This is a genomic window from Xenorhabdus yunnanensis (assembly GCF_028598805.1).
Lineage (GTDB): Bacteria > Pseudomonadota > Gammaproteobacteria > Enterobacterales > Enterobacteriaceae > Xenorhabdus > Xenorhabdus yunnanensis.
This window is the reverse complement of record NZ_JAQRFI010000025.1, coordinates 37,611-55,553: the sequence shown is the minus strand read 5'-3', so window position 1 is coordinate 55,553 and position 17,943 is coordinate 37,611. Positions and strand designations below refer to the sequence as shown.

Genomic DNA, 17,943 nt, shown 5'->3' with positions numbered 1-17,943 from the left:
ACCAGGACTATTTTATGGGAAAATCATCCAACCGGAGTACAGAATATTTCTTTACCGGTAGATACGAAGATGATAACGAAGGAAACACAATACATGCCATCGGTGTTGGTGGGGTCATAAATGCTTATGGCGGAAATGACTATATCGTCGTCGGCTCTCTTGGTGCGACCGTCAATACAACCTGGGGTCATGACACTATTGTAGGTGCTGCCGGGTATCTGAACGTCAATGATACAGGCGGCGATCTGACGGTAAAAGGGGGAAGTGGTTTCACTTCAATCAATAAAACACAGAGTGGACCGATAAGATTTGAAGGGGTAGCCGGTGGGGTGAAAATAAATCACACCGGTGAAAAAAGCGGCATTTTTTATTCTGGGGCTGCTGGATATAACAGTATCACCCGCAAAGGCTTGCAGGGTGATATTAGCTTTGATGGTGCCGGGGCGTATAACGAAATCTGGCATGAAACCAATCAGGGCAATTTTTCTTATAAAGGGGCTGGTGGCGGAAACAAGATTGACCGTACATGGTCCAACCGCTATCAAGACTCCCGCGGCAACGTAACCTTTGACGGTGTTGGTGCGGCAAATATTATCAGCTCACGGGTTGAGAGTGGCAATATTGACTTTAAAGGGGCAGGGATCGCTAACCATATTGTCCGTCAGGGAAAAATTGGTAATGTCTCCTTGCAGGGGGCTGGTGCTTCTAACCTTATTGAACGTATTCGTCAGACGGATGATGTTTATTCCGAAACTCATGGCGATATTAAGTTCGAAGGCGCTGGCGGTTATAACAAACTTTATTCTGACGTGGCGCACGGTAATATCCAGTTCTCTGGCGTGGGTGGCTATAACGAGATTACCCGCAAGGGCACAGCCAATGACTTCGGCAGCGAAAGGATGGAATATGCCAAGGCCGAAGAGGTTGTGCTGACCAATGCAACTATGAGCGGTACGTGGATTGGCGATTCCCATCAGGTCATGGGGCTTAAATTCACACGGGAGCCGAATACTTACCTGTTTGCATTTGAGGATGGTACTCACACTAAAATCAACAAAGTTCAGCTCAGCAATGATCCTGAAACTGGCAAACTGAGATACTTATCGACAGCTTGGTATAAAGAAGGGAAGCATCTCAAGGGGCTGGAAAAACAAGATATTTCTACTCAAGGTGGCTTTAATTCTGTCGGTGAGGATGGCGCTTACACATTGTCAAACCTGTCTGTTGAAAAACGGAAACAGGTAACGGTTTATGCGGTTGAGAAAAAACTGACAGAAAACGAATGGGTGAATTATGGCAATGGTGTCCAGATTGACGCGGCAGATATCACCTTGTCTGACGCCAAAATGGGCGGTTATGCTATTTACCGCGATGGAACCACCATTGATGTGAAGGCGGTGAAATCCAACCGGATGTCAAACACCTATGTTTATGGTAAGCAACATGACGGATATACCAAGGTCGTGGTGGTTGAGCTGAGGAACGATCCAAAAACAGGAACGCTGCAATATATCGCCCGCCCTTGGTATAAAGCAGGTAACCATACAGCAAATCTGGCGAACGAAAATATCTCTTATGCTAACGGTTATCACGATATGGGAACCGGTAGCTACTCGCTGAGTGATATTCATTACAGCGTCAATGCTGTGCGCACAACTGCCAGTCGTGTGCCTGATATGCATGAAAACAGTGAGCTTGATCTGTTCAAATCGGCAACTGTCAGCGGTGACAGTTCTGGTGATATTCATTATGCAGGGGCAGGTGGTGGCAATATCATCAAATCCAACGTCACCCAAGGCAATGTCAGTTTTAAAGGTGCCGGCATTGCTAATGTGATTGAACATAGCTCTGAGTTTGGTAACACCGAATTCGACGGTGCTGGTGGTGCGAACGTCATCATCAAAAAAGGCAAAGAAGGCAATCTTAAGTTCAATGGTGCCGGTATTGCCAACGTACTGCTTCATCAGGGGCTACGTGGTGATATGGAAGTCAATGCCGGCGGAGCGGCAAACGTACTGGTTCGCGTTGGCGATGGCCGCTATCTTGCCCATCTTTTGGCAGTAGGTAATATCTCCATCCATAAAGGTAATGGTGATAGCCGAATCGCTATGGGCGGTGGTTTCAATACCCATACCCAGATTGGCAACGGTGACGCATTGTGGTCTGGTGTTGGTGGAGCCAATATCCTGACTCAAGTGGGGAATGGTGACGTTTCCTCTATTCTTGTGGGCGGCGCAAACGTCCTGACCAAAATCGGTGAAGGTGATCTGGAATCAGCCATGTTTGGCGGTGCCAATATCATTAGCCATATCAGTGATGATACTGATACTTCTAATGCCGACTCATCAAATACCCGATCCTCAAATACGTCGGCAATTGCACTGGGTGGCACAAATGTCCTGACGAAAAAGGGCAAAGGCGACCTTCTGTCTGTCATGGGCGGTGGAGCCAACGTCCTGACCCATGTCGGCAATGGCAAAACCACCGGTATTATGCTGGGTGGTGCGAATATTCTGACCAAAGTCGGCAATGGCGATACCACTGGCATCATGTTGGGCCTCGGCAACATTTTGACCCATGTAGGCAATGGGCAAACACTGGGCGTAATGGCTGCGGCAGGTAATATCTTCACCAAAGCCGGTAATGGCACAACGATTGCGGCCATGATCGGTGCGGGCAATATTTTCACTCATGTTGGTGAAGGAAATGCCTGGGCGCTGATGGGTGGAGCTGGCAATGTCTTTACCAAAGTCGGCAAGGGCGATGCATTGGCATTGATGCTGGCGCTCGGCAACGTATACACACACATTGGTGATGGCACGAGTGTTGCCTTGATGATCGCCAAAGGAAATATTGCGACCAAAGTCGGTAACGGTGATGCGCTGTCTGCCATGATTGGCAAAGGCAATATCTTTACCCAGATTGGTGATGGTTCAACCTTTGCCGCCATGATCGGTGGGGCAAGTGTACTGACTAAAGTCGGCACTGGTTTGACTGTGGCATTGATGGTGAGTAAAGCCAATATTTATACTCACGTTGTCCGTAAGGATGAAGAAAGCACTAGCATCGGCCTGCTTGCTGGTACTGCCAATGTCATGACAAAAGTGGGTAATGGTACAACTCTGGCTGCTATGTTTGGCGAAGCCAATATTATGACCCATGTCGGTGATGGCCTGACGGGTGTACTGGCATTAGGCAAAGCCAATATCGTGACGAAAGTCGGTAATGATTTCATGGGAGTTGTGGCGGCTTCTGAAGCCAATGTAGTAACCCATGTCGGTGATGGCACTACGGCGGCCTTGTTGGCTGGCAAAGGCAATATTCTGACCAAAGTGGGTGATGGAACCACAGTCGGTCTGCTGATTTCCAAAATCGGCAATATCATGACTCATGTTGGTGACGGTACTACGGTCGGGTTTGCGAAAGGTGAAGCCAACATCATCACCAAAATCGGTGATGGATCGGGCATCAATGTGGCTTGGGGCAAAGCCAATATCATAACCCATGTTGGTGACGGTGAGCGCTATAACTTTGCCAAAGGTGATGCGAATATCATTACCAAAGTCGGCGATGGTCAGGAAGTTACCGTTGTTCAAGGGCAAGCTAACATCGTGACCCATGTCTATAATGGTGATGACTACACTGGCGCTTGGGGCAAGGCCAATATCATCACTAAAGTGGGTGATGGCCGCAATGTCGTGCTCGCCAAGGGCGAAGCCAATATTGTGACTCAAATCGGTGATGGGGATAGCTTCAATGCTTTATGGAGTCAGGGCAATATTGTCACCAAAGTGGGTGATGGTATGCAGGTCACGGCCGCCAAAGGCAAGGGCAATATCACGACCACTGTGGGTGATGGTCTTAGTGTGACTGCTGCTCATGGTGACCTGAATATCAACACCAAAGTGGGTGATGGTGTTTCCGTCAATGTGGCTTGGGGCAAATTCAACGTTAATACCCGTGTGGGTGACGGCCTGAATGTTTCAGTCATGAAAGGTAAGGGTAATGCCAATATCCATGTGGGTGATGGCTTGAATATCAATGCCTCTTATGCTCGTAACAACGTGGCAATTCAGGTGGGTAACGGTGATTTCTATAGCCTTGCCGTGGCGGAAAGCAATACCCAGAGCAATAAACTGAATGCATTGTTCGATAATATCAAGCAGACAGTGCTTGGCAGCGCGGGTAGTCAGGGCATCAATTATCTGGTGAATGGCGATGAGGCCAATACATCAGGAATCCATAAAGGACGCGGAGCCATTGATCTGCCGGAAGTTTCCTCTCTGAATGGCTTTAAGCTGACAGAAATGGATGAAGTCACTTCTGACTTGAAAGACAGCCTGAAAGGTTCCGTAACAGGCGTTGATACCCCGGATACTGGTAGTATCGAGAATACACTCGGCAATGAAAAACGCCTGAATCCAAATCAGTCACGCAACTTGATCGTCAATGGTGATTTTGAACAAGGCGCCAAGGGATGGACATATACCAATGGCATTGAAGCCAGTTATTCAGCTAAGTCATATGGCCTCAGTGCTGAAGGGCATGGCGATCGTGTCAGTGAGCTTGATGTCAATGGAAACACGCTTATCTGTCAGAATATCCAGAATTTGACAGCGGGTGAAGAAATTACCGTCAAATTCGATTTTGCAAGGCGCGCTGGCAGCTCTGCCGATAACGGGCTGGAAGTGTGGTGGAATGGTAAGGTTGTTTATGCGGCCGCCAATGGCAAAAGTGAGTGGCAAAACAAGACATTGACTTTAACCGCCAAAGCGGGCAAAAACCTACTGGGATTTTCTGGAATCGGCTCGAATGATGGCTTGGGTTACGTTCTGGATAACGTTTCTGCAACTTCATCATCTTATATGTCAGACAGTGCCATTACTGAACATATGCAGAAGGACAAATCCGCCCATAACGCCTTGCAGGATAAGGAAAAGGCGGAAGCTGATCGTCAGCGTTTAGAGCAGGAAAGAGATAAACAACTGGCAGCCGTTTCTGGCACACAGAAACAGCTGGAAGCCACGGATCTGGATACCCTGAACGCCAATGGAGAGCAACAACGCGATGCGATCAAGGACGAAGCCCAAGAGGTGACAGATGATCTGATGGCGAAAGCCAAGGGTCTGGAAGCACTGGACAGCCACGCTGCATATCATGGGGAATCCGGTCAACAATGGCGTGATCAGTTTGCGGATGGATTATTGGGACGTGTTCAGACCGATTTGGACAAAGCAAGCGAGACTGCACGTAACCAATTGGATAACTCACAAAAAATGGCAGCAGGACGTCTGGGGGAGATCAAGGATGCAGTTGCCAAATCAGAAGTAGGGATGCTCAAGGCTGAACAAAACCATCAGAATGCCAATCTGGATATTAAAGACGCTCGTATCCAAGCTGAAAACAGGGAAGCGGAAGCCATCAGCTATAAGCAACGGGCTGAGCAGGCGGAACGTGATGGCAAATCAGCCTCGCAGAAAGCAGAACAGCACGGTCAGCATGAAGTATCCGTGGCAGACAGTAAGACCAAGCAAGTACAAAATAATGCTAAAGGTTCGAAACTTGATGACAATTATAAGCCGACTCGCACAGGAGTAACGGGTAGTGATTTGTCAGATAAAGTTTATGAATCTAGCCACTCTGAAGACATTGAACAAGCAGAAAAATCCAAGAGTCACATCAATCCTGAATCGACCGTTCAGGCTGATGGTGGGTTCAGCGAAGAATTGCAATATCTGGATGAAGATCTGAACGAACTTGACAATGCCAAAGAAGCCTTAAATCGCTTGCAGATCAATGCGGGGATACGCACTAGAAATAAAAACGTGTCTGGCAGTTCTACTCCGACATCTGTGTATACCGAAACGCCAGCCAATCAACCTGTTAGTCAGCCCGCGAATGTCGTAACGGAATGGGTCAGGAACACGCCGAAAATTTCGGGACTGGATCTCAGTGGACTGAAAGCACTGGGTGAAGAACATATTCAACAAGCATCGGTGAGTACTTCTGAAACTGAATCTTCCGTTGCCATCAGAGCACAGAAAGTGGCTGATATTTATCGCTGGTTGGATAGTGATAATGATCTTGTCGCTGAAAAATATATCCCTGTGCCAAGATTTGAGCGTGTAGATGCAGATATCCCCGATAACCTCAGACAGGAAATGAAAGCGCGTTTTGATTCACTTAGTCTTGCAAAGCAGGAAGAACTGCTGGCATTGAATCCCGATAAATATAGGCCAGATACATTGATTGATCTGGATATTAAAACCAGTGCCATTGACAACCTGCTGAATCAAGCGCTGCCATTCTATGGATTACGTACAGAACGTAATTTGCTGGTGCGTGAATCCGATGATGGAAGCTTTGACGTTCGCCCGTGGCCGGGTAATAACAGTGACGTCTCCAAGACTATCATTGTGGAAGATCCAAACGACTCAGCTCAAATCAAATCTGTGGAGCGTTTTATCCTTGCCAACTACGAAAATTACGACCAACTGCCTGAATCATTGTATTTGTCAGAAGATCGTATTATTTCCCTCGATCACGGGCGTACCCGCATTATCGCTGAAAAAGTAGAGGGTAGCTGGAAATATAAACCGAAAATTGACCTGATGTCGGTAAGTGAGTTGAAGGAAGCAGCTTACGTTACGGGCAAAATCCGTGGTGACAGTTATCGTAATGTACTGGAAGCACTCAAAAACTATGAAAACGCCCTGCAAAACAGCGAAGATTATGACCTTGAGGCAGTAGAAAAACTGACTCACTTACATCAACAGGTTGAAGGTTATTTGTTGGGGCATCCAAACTCAGAACGCGTGCCTGCACTAAAAAATCTGCTGTCACAAATCAATGTGCGCATGGAGGAATCGCTGGTACTTGCTGAGCTGACTGTAAACTCAGGCAAGGATAGTTTCAGTGAGTTATATAACAAACTGGGCAATGCCAACCTGAAAGATTCTAAGCATCTTTATATTGATGAGCAGGGAGATTTTGTTACCCGTGGTAAATCCAATATTCAGATTTCGGCGAAAGCAGAAAGTGCAGAAAAAGCCGTTGAACAGGTCAAGGCTGCTGTAACCAAAGAATATGGTCAATCAGTGGTTGACTCGGTCTTTTCAAACTTGCCTGCCTCTGAGTTGTCGAAAGACGGCAAGGGTATCGATGTCTCCGGCTTGACAAAAATACATCAGGCAATTGAACAACAACTGTCTCCGGTCAGTGCAACTCTGTTTGTCTGGAAACCCAGCGATCACAGCCGATTGGGACACGCTGCCCTGCAAATTGGGCAAGGGCGTACCCAGATTAATGCTGATAATGCCGAAGAATTCAACGAAAAAAATTACGTCAGTTGGTGGCCGAAAGGCGGCAAATCTTCTGATCTTGGCCATATTTTCGATGTTTCTTCTGAGCAATACCCTGACTTGCGGATACGTTGGCGTGACCTGAGTCAACCGGCCGCCCAGAATAAAAAGTTGAAACACGATGTTGCTTCTGAGGAAAGTGATAACTTTGGCTTGAATGATGGTACATACAAGCTGGAGAAATTTATTGAAAAACTTCAGATAGCCAAAGGCATTGATGCAAAATTCAAGGATATCAGTGAAAGTTTTGCCATAGCTGCACTGGCGAATCCTCATCTATTACAATCCGCTGGTGTACCGGAAGCGATTTCCCGACCGTTTATCAAACAGTGGGAAGATGGCGGTGTTGACATGTTTGAAGTGGGCAAAGATTTTGCTGAGGCTCTGCGCAGGGCTGCCAGTCAATCGCCTGAGCTGACAGAAAAACGCATCACCAATGTTATCCGTCAGTTTGCTGAACGAGAGCTGAGCGATATTCAGGACTTCAAGGCCAGTGAGGGCGATCAGGGACGTGTATTCCGTATCAATCTGGCAGGATTGGACGCGGCAGCAATGCAGGCGGAATGGCAGAAAATCAACCAAAACCCAGATACCCGTTATCAACTCCTGACCGATAACTGCTCAAGCATTGTTGCCAGAGTGCTCAAAGCAGGTGGTGCCGATAAGGTGATTGGTCATTCATGGCGGCCAAAATTTGGTGTCTGGACACCAACCGAGCTGTTCAATTTTGCACAGGCATTGCAGGAAGCTCAGGTTGAAACAAACCTTCATAAGCCGAAACGGGTTGTAGGCGAAGATCTGGAAGCATTGGGTCAATCTGATAAAAAAGATGAGATGCTGGAAAAAATTGCCATTGATAACGACGGTACACCACCGCGTGACAGAGAGCCATTCAATCCGGTAACTCGCTTCCTTAACGATGAGCTTTACGGTGCCAGAGAAAATCGCCGTAACGTAGATGATGGCACTCAGATAATATTGAATGAAGCTGTCACCAAAGGTACAGCGGATAAGATCACACTACAAGGTAAAGCTGGACGTCTGACGGGTTATTACCATAACGGTGATCAAAAAGATCAGGGTGAACATGACTTGGTGGAAAATAGCTCGGCGAAAAAAGTCGTGCTTTTCATTCATGGTTCCGGCTCATCGGCGGAAGAGCAGGCCAGTATCATCCAAAGTCACTACCAAAAACAAGGTATTGATATGCTGGCGGTGAACATGCGGGGCTATGGCTCTAGCGATGGTCATCCAAACGAAAAAGGGCTGTATCAGGATGCCCGTACCATGTTCAACTATCTGGTTAATGACCGCGGTATTAAGCCAGAAAATATCATTATTCATGGCTATTCCATGGGTGGAGCAGTGGCGGCAGATCTTGCCCGTTATGCAGAACGCAACGGACAGGCCGTTTCCGGTTTGTTGCTTGACAGGCCAATGCCAAGTATGACCAAAGCCATTACTGCCCATGAAGTACCGAATCCAGCAGGTATCACCGGTGTTCTGGCGAAAGCGGTCAATGGCCAGTTTTCGGTTGAGAAAAACCTGCAAGGTATCTCAAAGCAGACACCAATCATGCTGTTGACCGATAACGAAGGATTGGGCAAAGAAGGTGAAAAACTGCGTGCCAAACTTGTCGTCGCAGGTTATCAGGTGTCGGGTGAACAAACCTTCTATGGTCATGAAGCCAGCGGTCGGTTGATGAGCCAATATGCCGATCAGATTGTTTCAGCACTTTCCGAACCTCGGCATGAAAACGGCAGCGTAAAAGCGGGCTTGCTGGAAAAAATGCTTTACACCCTGTTTGATGCGAAATCAGATGGAAAAGAGTTGGATAAATACTCATTCCATTTCACTCAGGGAGAATCACTGTTACAGAATCTTGATAAACTTGTGCCAGAAATTGGCAATGTGCTCCTGACTAATGGGAACCACACTGAGTCAAAAGAGTTTCTGGAAGGTGTTTGTTTCGCCTTGTCTGGTCGCTATCTGATAGAAGAGCGGATACATGGACTGGGTGGAGGTAAAGCGTATCTGTCTTGGTTGACGGATGCGGTTAAAGCCTACAATGACAATAGCTTGAATAAAAAGAATGATATCAATTCGGTTGAGACCTCTTTGCTTAATAAATATCGTCGCCAACATATCGGTCCGGCAATTCAAGACCTGCTATCAATGCAGTATAGCCAAACTCAAAATATGTCCCATTTGGTAGACCGTGATAAAGCCAATAAAGCTTATGGTGGCAAATTGAAAGCCAATGGGCTGACGGGAAATAGAATCGACCGATCATTGAGTAATGATATCGCTGGCTATGAGTCGGTGATGGGGCAGTTACGTGATGTGGATAAGACGACATACATGTCCTTTATGTCTGAAGACCACGCAATGGCAGTTGTTGTACGTAAAGAAGAAAATCAAACTGTTTGGTCATTCTATGATCCTAACTTTGGTATCAAGTCATTTGATAACTATCAAGACTTCGAACACTTTATGGACTCCTTCCATAAGGGAATGCTAACAGGCTATCAATCCAAGTTTGGCTATACATATGAAGCCAGCATGGAGGCAAACCAAAGTTTCTATGTTAACTACAATACGTTTGAAGATAGCGCCATTACTCATTATGACGGAGTCTGGCAACAGGCGCGTGCAGGTGAACAACAATACGTCTTGCGTGCGCTGAAAGAGCAGGGTAAGACCTTCAGGCTGGGTTCAAATGTTACAGGGCGTGTAGTTGATTACAGTGACGATGCCATAACGTTGGAAGTGACGACGAAAAAAGGTGAGAAGGTACTGGTTGAAGTTGAAAGTAACAATTTCAAGCAGGCGGCTAATCTTGTGCAGTCGAATATTAATAAAGTCGTTGCTGACTCGGAAAATGGCAAATTCATACTCAAAGCTTCGGCAGAGGATAATAGTGCAGTATCTGCACTGGATAATTTATCTGATGCGTTTGATGTGAAAACTCAGCCTAATGAATCTGAGGTACTTAAGGGTATTGATGCGACTGATTTGGTGAAAAAACCATTGGGCGAACCATCAGGTGATAATTTGCCGGAAAATCATATTCGCGTGAATAACCAGGATGTTGACTCTTGGGTAAATGTTGATGTCGAACCACAGTCTGAAAATAGCGACAGCCGCTTTAACCATCAGATCATTATCCAGATGGAAAATGATCCTGTTGCTGCGGAAGCAGCCGCAAGTCTGGCAAGTAAGCATCCTGATTCCAGCGTGATTGTTCAGCTGGATGCCAAAGGTCATTATCGCGTGGTGTATGGTGATCCTGCGGCGCTATTCGGTGATCAATCGCAGTCCGGCAAATTACGCTGGCAGATTGTTGGACATGGACGTGAAGAGTTCACGCAGAATCATACGCGCATGAGCGGTTACAGTGCGGATGAACTGGCCCTGAAACTGAAACAATTCAGTATTGATTTCAAACAGGCCGGCACACCAGACCATATCAGCCTCGTGGGTTGTTCTTTGATCAGCGATGACAACCGAAAAGGTTTTGCCCACAGCTTTATTTCGGAACTGGATAAGCAGGGTATCCGTACCACAGTATCGGCGCGCAGTAGTGAAGTTTCGGTAGACAACATTGGCCGCAAATATACGAAAGATGCGCGGGAGCAGTGGGTTCACAAGCTCACGGATAACAAGATCGTGTTGGGGTGGAATGATAAAGGTGAAGTGGAAAGCCATACGGATCGAATCCGTCGCGGTATTTCTGAAAATGATATTAACTTGTCCCGCGTAGGCCAGACTGGTGTTGATGCAAAAGCGCAAGGCGCTATTGCGGACAATGCAGAAACGTTCCATGCACCAAAAGTCGATCATAAAAAACCAGCTCATGCAAAAGGTGAAAATAAATCTGTAATTCCAGCGGAATCATCAAATAAGCAACTGAGTTATTCCGGCAATATTCAGGTGCAGGCTGGTCATGGGGAATTTACCATCGTTAACTGGGGAACCACTAATGTGGGCATCAAGGTAGGTACGGGCGGCTTTAAATCTCTGGCCTTTGGTGATAACAACGTGATGGTTCACATTGGCGATGGTGACAGCAAGCACAGTGTTGATATTGCTGGCTATCAGGCATTGGAAGGCGCACAACTGTTCGTGGGCAACCGTAACATCAGTTTTAACTCGGGGCGCAGTAACGATCTGATCGTCATGTTGGATAAATCCATTCCAACACCGCCGTTGGTTAACCCATTTGGTGGCGCAGCTCGTATTTCTGGTGTATTGCAAGACATTGCCGGATCGTTTAACTCACCAGATTGGCTGACTAAACAGGATCAGCAATGGACATTGGAAAGTGCGAAGAAATATGTCAGTGACCTGTCTGGTATCGATTTGACCAGCAGTGTGGACTATAAGACCTTGACTGATCTCGACTCTCAAAATGAACGCAGCAGCCGTGGCCTGAAAAGTGATCTCGAAACCACACTGAACAAGCAATACAGCCAGTGGTTGGGTGGAGATGGCAATACTCCTGAAATGGGCAAAATTAGTCGGGCGGATAAATTCCGTCAAGCGAATGAAAAACTGGCCTTCAATTTTGCCGTTGGTGGGCAGGGTGCTGATATTCAGGTAACGACGGGTAACTGGAACTTCATGTTCGGTGACAATATCCAGTCGATTCTGGATACCAACTTGGGATCGCTGTTTGGTTTGATGACGCAGGGATATACCCCAACGGGTATGGCGAAAAACACGTTTACCTTTAGCCCGACGGACTTGCCACGTCAGATCAAAAATAAATTGCAGGGGAATCTGGCAGGCGTCAGAGCGGATACCACACTGTCGGATATCTTTGGCGTGGATTATACCCCGAAAGGCGGTATTGTTTCCCGCTCAGGTCAGTCTGTTGATGGCATTGCCATTCTGCGTGACATGCTGGAAATCATCGGGGAATTCAGTGGTGATCAACTGAAAGCTTTCACTGATCCGAATAAATTGCTCGACGGTTTGAAAGCCGGCTTGAGTATGGGGAAAGATGGTGTGAAATCTTTTGCTGAAAGTCATGGTCTGAAAGCAAAAGCACCTGATGAAAAGCAAGAAGAGCATGTAACCATTACTAAAGAGGGTATACCCGCACAAGAAGGTAAGCCAGCACCGGAAACAGTAGATTCTCAGGCAGATCGTGATTTTGGGTTAACTTCCCTGAATCTGCCAAACCTGTTTGCAACCCTGTTCAATCAGGACAAACAGGCCGAAATGAAATCGCTGGTCACTAATCTGAAAAAGAACCTGACGGCTGATTTGCTGAACATGCAGGATAAAACCTTCGATTTCCTGCGTAACAGCGGTCATCTGCAAGGCGATGGTGATATCAATATCTCCCTCGGTAACTACAACTTTAACTGGGGTGGTGACGGTAAAGATCTCGGCGCTTATCTGGGAGAAAATAACAACTTCTGGGGTGGCCGTGGTGATGATGTCTTCTACTCAGTAGGAACCTCAAATATCTTTGAAGGCGGTGAAGGTAATGATACGGGCGTTATGATGGGGCGTGAAAATATGATGTTTGGCGGTACAGGCAACGACGTTGGTGTATTGGCCGGACGCATTAACTACGCTTACATGGGAGACGGTGATGATCAGGTCTTTGCCTTTGGTGAAGGCGGGGTGATCGATGGTGGTAAGGGACGTGACTATATCGTGGCTTCCGGTAACTTCAATCGCATTGATGCCGGAGAAGATCAGGATTACGTTGTGACCATTGGCAATAACAATCAGGTGGATTTAGGAAAAGGCAACGATTTTGCCACGGTATTCGGCAACTATAACCGGATCGATGGCAGTGCGGGCAACAACTCCATCAAACTGATGGGTTATCACGCTGTAATCAATGGTGGCACTGGTGACGATCATCTGATTGCTGATGTGGTATCGAAGTTCAGCCAGATTAACGGCGGTGATGGTGATGATCTGCTGGTACTGGGTGGATATCAAAACCGCTTTAAGGGCGGCACGGGTGTGAATAGCTTTGTAGTCAGCGGTGATGCCATCGATAACATGGTCGAAGATATCAAGCAAGACGACAAGATTATTTTCAATGACATCAACTGGAAAAACCTGTGGTTCCAACGCAGCGGTTACGATTTGGTTCTGTTTACTCACCGAAACGTCAAAGATACTTCGGCACAAGGACAGTTTGAAGCCATGGGATCGGTGACCTTCAACAATTATTTCAATGGTAATCGTGCAGATATCATCACCCAAAGGGGAGATAAAGATACGCAAGGTGAGCGTGAGTATACGGCACTCTCTGCCAATGCAGTAGACTCTTTGGTACAGGCTATGAGTGGATTCGCACCTAATATGGGAGACAGTGGCTTTATTGATTCGCTTGATAGCCAAAAGAAATCAGCCATTGTAACCGCCTGGTCGGATACAACGAATGGAAAATCCAAACTGGTTTGATAGCTGGAAGGGTTTTTAGTTAAATCTTTTTATTAATGAAAAATGGCTCACGATGGTGGGCCATTTTTTTCATTTTTGCTTTAATTTCGTATTTTATTAATTTTTTCTTTTTTAATTGTTTTTTTATTTTTTTAATAAAAGGGAAGCTTCGTTCAGATGAAAGAGGTTTACATAAACAAGGTCTTTTTTGGCTTGCTATAGCTTTCCCCGTTGTACTTGGATGTATTACAAATGCCATTAACTATTTTAGCATTGTCTTCTGCACTAACTTTTTTGTTGCATCGATTCATAGAACAATACAAACAAGTGCGCAGATTAATGAGTTTGGATAGCAAATAAAATTAAATTTTTATAAAAATAAAATAGATTATTTCTATGCTAATAATAAATATATGATTGAATATTTGGGAAGTGTAAAAGTTCATAAATTATTCTCTCTAACAATAGAAAAGGATAAGTCTCTAAAAGAAATTATTAATAAAATGATTTCGGATAAATATAATGTTAATGAATTTATAGTTATTCAAAGTAATAGGAAGTTATTTTCTGATGTTTATGAGGAAAGCTACAATTTAAAAGATGATTTTAGATAAGATAGCTTACTGGCAATATTTGCCAAAATTATCTAATGATTGAGTCTGATTTGATTCAGAGAGAGGGCGTTTTTAGGTTATGCATTCAAAGGATTGTTGTTTGTATATACATTCTACTTTTAATTCTAACAGAGAACTCAGGTGACAATGGTAGATGGAAGAATTTTCTAAGGTATATAGGGAAGTATCGCTCTATAATAAGGCTGAACTATATTTTTTCCGAATACCGGGTAACATATGGAAAAATTCAACATATCACCCGATTAGTTTTAATGTAAAAGAGTATATTAACCTGATTTATTTTTTATAGATGGATTTTTACTGAATAGTTAATTAACCAATTCAATTTCATTCAAGTAATTAGTATTAGTAAAGTCTTTTCCATTGAAAAAACGAATAAGAAGATCAGCCAGCACATCTGGGCGTTCTACCATAACGAGGTGATCCGATTTTTTGATGGTGGTGAATGTTGAGTTTGGAAAAATAGAAGCGCAATATCTTACATTTTCAGGTGGTGTAATGATATCGTATTCACCAGTTGTAAATAAAGTGGGTTTGTTGAAGTTGTCAGCTTTCTCGTATTTATTTTGGTTCAAAAGACGCGTTTGGAGACCCTTATATCGTTCTCCTTGTTGTCGCGTTGATTCCTGTAGTGTCGTTTTTAGTAGTCTATATGTAGTATCTTTTCCTAATATGTCAGTACCAGGTTCAAGGCAAAGAATACTTGAAATAATTTTCTCGATAGATTCATCATATTTTCCCTCACTGAGTAATTGTAACGCAGTATTTAATCTGTCTTGAATATGAGGTGGTTGAGTTAATGCCACGCCAATTAATACAGCTTTATTGATTCTTTCAGGCCATCGATAAGAAAATTCCAGAGCAGTGGAGCCACCGTAAGAAATACCAATAAGGTTTATCGTTTGCAAAGAAAGCTCATCTAAAACATGTCGGGTACATTCGGCAAGAAATTCAAAACTCTCATTGTCTGGTATATTGTCCGCAGACCCAGTTCCCGGTAAGTCAACCATGATTAGAGGGCCGTCATCTTTAAGGAGATATTCAAGATGTGGTAAAGAATACATATCTTGAAAACCGCCAGCTATAATCAGCTTTGGTACTGCGGTTTTTGATTTTTGGGCTGTAGCATCAGTATTAATATCACCAATAACACGGAAAGCATATTTGACTCCACGCCATTCAATTTTCCTCTTGTCTTGAGGTGGAAGGCGGTGAGTTGAGTCAATAAAAGCCGCAAGAGATTCAACATTTCTGAATCTGAGTACATCACTCCAATCTATTTTCTTTTCTAAATATTGCTCAATAAAAATCTGTATTTCAACTAAGGAAATAGAATCAGCACCAAGACTAAAGAAGTCATCTTTAATGTCCATCGATTCTACGAGTAAAACTTCTTTACATATTTTCAATACCTCATTTTCAGTGTCATTTGATTTGCGATTTTGACTTTGTAGTGATGACATTGTCATATTATTTCCTATTATTATTGAGTTTACTTAATTGGCAAGCCTTTATTAACCACTATAAGTTTAGTACAAACCATTCTTGATCAAAAAATAACTAATTGCAACTATCACTATTGTTATCAATTGGATGGTGGAGATAGCAGCTAATCTCGGTTAGATACCGATATCTGTTGAAAAATAAAACGATTTCAGTAAGTTTTAATGTTAACTACAAGGAGATGTGAGCTGGTTTTGAATGATGAATTAAATCAATAAATACCAGAATAATTAGAATAGTTTACATTATTAACAATATATTAATAACATGTTTTTAATTTGGTTTAAAATTAACACCTATTAACACTTGTTAACATATTAATAACATAATTGGGTGCATGTAAAATATAAATACAAGAACAAATAAGGGCGGTAATTTATATTGTTATATAATGAATATTGAGGCGATAATTTCATGTTGTTCGAATGGTTTTTCTATATATTAATGCTGCTGTCATTTTATTTATGATAAATCCTGTTTTACTCCGTTAATATATATGTAATATTGAGCGAGGTTTAATATGCATAAAAACACAGTGGATTCTAATGATGTTGGGACAGAAAATAATTCATTTACAGTGGAAGGTGATGTTAGTTTTTTAGATGTACCATATAGTATAAATAATATAACTGTTACTGTAATAGGTGATAGGTCAGCAATTTATGATGCTCATTTGTATTATGATATAAATGAAAGCATTGGAGAACAACTACTAACGGTTTTAGAGTTGTCTATTATCTATAAGAAAAAAGTGAGAGTATTTGGGGAAGGTAAGGCTATAAAATCTGTAGCTATATATAAGTAATAATGGAAAGGTATTTTACTGTTTTCACAACTTTATTTTATGTGATTTAAATGATATTAATAAAAAATTATATTAAATGAGGTTAATTATGCAAAAAAATAAATTGGATTCTAATAATGATATTGAAATACAACAAAACCAATCTACAGTCTCTGGGTATGTTTCTAATCTTCATGTAGCATCTCCTGTTTCCAGTAATGTAACTGTTGAAATAAGTGATGATTATGGTCATAAACTACTTGAGAATGCACTGTTAACTTATGGTATAAGTTCAAGTCCGGGTAACCAGATGTTGACGGTCTTAGAATTAGCATTGGTAAATAACAAACAAGTGAAGTTAGTAATACATGTACATGAAGGAACAACTTATATAGACAGTATAGGATTAATTAGAGAATAAGCATAATAAAAATATTTAATGAAATAATCCCCCATAACTCAGGGGGATTATTTTTGTTAGAATTGACAAACAAGAGCTGTATCAAGACAGTTGCGTTGATAATCATCCCAAAAACCTGGAGGATGGCTTTTAATATCACTCTCTAACAACATTGGCTTATGCCATTCAAATTGCAAACCTGCCTTATTGATTGCATCTGCATACTGTTCACGGCTCCAACGATACATCGTAAAAGGACTGAGCGGAGTAGTAAGAAATTCAGCCTGTAAGAGGACTGTGTCTTTCACTGGTTCTTCACTCAGAACCTTTATTTTATAGTTTTCATAGTTCCCTTTTTCCAATCGATAATCAGGTTCAAATGTATAAGCTACGAGTTTACCGGAAGGCTTAAGGTGATCTGCAACTACACGAAACATTGTTGTAAGATCTTCAAGCGATTCTGCATGGCAGAATAACCAGGCTGCAACTATTAGATCAAATTTCCCAAATGATTCCATCTCGCAGACATTTCTTATATGAAATTCTATATCATCATTGTATTGTTGCGATTTATTTCTGGCAATTTCTATCATTTTGTCTGATATATCGACACCAACAACTTTTGAAGCACCAAGATTTTTGAATTTCCGACTAAAAAGACCATATCCACATGCTAAATCTAACACTGATTTTCCTTGTATATCACCGGCTAGATTGAGGATTGTTCTAATTTCTACCTCGATATGAGGAGTTGAGTCTGAAAAACTCTCGTAAAGATGTGCAATAGGATTATATAAGATATTATCGTTCATTATTTTTTTCCTTAATTAAAGTCAAAATGTTCTA

Annotated in this window: 6 protein-coding genes; 3 read left to right on the top strand and 3 right to left on the bottom strand. The window is 43.3% G+C overall.

Annotated elements, in window-relative coordinates; translation table 11 throughout:
• The first annotated feature begins 14 nt into the window (after positions 1–14).
• Positions 15–13,796 carry an MARTX multifunctional-autoprocessing repeats-in-toxin holotoxin RtxA gene (gene rtxA / locus PSI23_RS11970; RefSeq protein WP_273555309.1) on the top strand — a complete coding sequence of 4,594 codons (13,782 nt, stop codon included), beginning with the start codon at positions 15–17 and terminating at the stop codon, positions 13,794–13,796.
• A 19-nt stretch (positions 13,797–13,815) separates the two neighbouring features.
• On the opposite strand, the gene PSI23_RS11965 is transcribed toward rtxA, so the two are convergent.
• On the bottom strand, positions 13,816–14,034 hold the full coding sequence (locus PSI23_RS11965) for a hypothetical protein (RefSeq protein ID WP_273555308.1): 219 nt from the start codon (positions 14,032–14,034) through the stop codon (positions 13,816–13,818).
• Between the two features lie 684 nt (positions 14,035–14,718).
• Entirely contained in the window at positions 14,719–15,879 is a 1,161-nt protein-coding gene (locus PSI23_RS11960; protein ID WP_273555307.1) for an alpha/beta fold hydrolase, read from the bottom strand.
• 554 nt (positions 15,880–16,433) lie between these two features.
• On the opposite strand from PSI23_RS11960, the gene PSI23_RS11955 reads away from it, so the two are divergent.
• Together PSI23_RS11955 and PSI23_RS11950 are read left to right on the top strand one after the other, a co-directional pair.
• Positions 16,434–16,718 (top strand): hypothetical protein, encoded by a 285-nt coding sequence (locus PSI23_RS11955; RefSeq protein ID WP_273555306.1) that lies wholly within the window; start codon positions 16,434–16,436, stop codon positions 16,716–16,718.
• An 88-nt stretch (positions 16,719–16,806) separates the two neighbouring features.
• Positions 16,807–17,118, top strand: coding sequence for a hypothetical protein (locus tag PSI23_RS11950; RefSeq protein ID WP_273555305.1), 312 nt, complete (start codon positions 16,807–16,809; stop codon positions 17,116–17,118).
• 56 nt (positions 17,119–17,174) lie between these two features.
• Here the strand turns inward: PSI23_RS11950 and PSI23_RS11945 are convergent, their stop codons facing one another.
• Entirely contained in the window at positions 17,175–17,909 is a 735-nt protein-coding gene (locus tag PSI23_RS11945) for a class I SAM-dependent DNA methyltransferase (protein ID WP_273555304.1), read from the bottom strand.
• Positions 17,910–17,943: the final 34 nt, after the last annotated feature.

Excerpts from the sequence above, each read along its gene's own strand:
- rtxA (WP_273555309.1), top strand. The coding sequence starts at position 15 with ATGGGAAAATCATCCAACCGGAGTACAGAATATTTCTTTACCGGTAGA.
- PSI23_RS11965 (WP_273555308.1), bottom strand. The coding sequence starts at position 14,034 with ATGGCATTTGTAATACATCCAAGTACAACGGGGAAAGCTATAGCAAGC.
- PSI23_RS11960 (WP_273555307.1), bottom strand. The coding sequence starts at position 15,879 with ATGACAATGTCATCACTACAAAGTCAAAATCGCAAATCAAATGACACT.
- PSI23_RS11955 (WP_273555306.1), top strand. The coding sequence starts at position 16,434 with ATGCATAAAAACACAGTGGATTCTAATGATGTTGGGACAGAAAATAAT.
- PSI23_RS11950 (WP_273555305.1), top strand. The coding sequence starts at position 16,807 with ATGCAAAAAAATAAATTGGATTCTAATAATGATATTGAAATACAACAA.
- PSI23_RS11945 (WP_273555304.1), bottom strand. The coding sequence starts at position 17,909 with ATGAACGATAATATCTTATATAATCCTATTGCACATCTTTACGAGAGT.